This window comes from Massilia sp. CT11-108 (assembly GCF_047302915.1).
Classification (GTDB): Bacteria; Pseudomonadota; Gammaproteobacteria; order Burkholderiales; family Burkholderiaceae_D; genus Telluria; species Telluria orientalis.
Genome location: NZ_JBKYMO010001235.1, coordinates 1 through 469 on the forward strand (window position 1 = coordinate 1; position 469 = coordinate 469).

Annotated in this window: 1 protein-coding gene; it reads right to left on the reverse strand. The window is 72.3% G+C overall.

All coding sequences use genetic code 11. The features are described 5' to 3' along the window. Positions 1-469, reverse strand: a 469-nt coding sequence (locus ACEN88_RS34185) for a hypothetical protein (RefSeq protein WP_413346825.1), incomplete at both ends; no start/stop codon positions are given.

Here is a 469-nt window from a genome sequence, read left to right on the forward strand (position 1 = left end):
GCGGTGCGCCCAGCTTCTCGCTGGCGCCGGCCAGCTTCGCCAGCGCCTCGTTGAAGCCGCCGCCCGTGGCGACGCGGTCCCAGCCCTGCTTGGTCTCGATCAGCGCTTCCTTGGCATCCTTCAGCACCGCCGGATCGACCTTGCCGTAGCGGCGTTCCAGGTAATCGGCCGGCACCTGGCCGCCGACGTGGTACGCGTCGCGCAGCTGGCGCGCCTCGGGCGTCGGCTCGGGTGCGGCCGAGGTGAAGAACAGCGCGTCGCGCAGCAGCGCTTCCGGCAGCTCCGTATGGCCCTGCGCCTGGCGGCGCAGCTGCAGGTTGATCTGGCCGAACAGCTGCTTTACATACAGGTCGGGCGCCACCTGGCCGGTCGCGACGAGGTCGGCGACGGCCTGCAGCGCCAGCCAGAACGCGTGGTCTTCGGCCTGCGGCTGGCCGTCGACGACGCCCGCCAGCGCATCGCGCCTGGC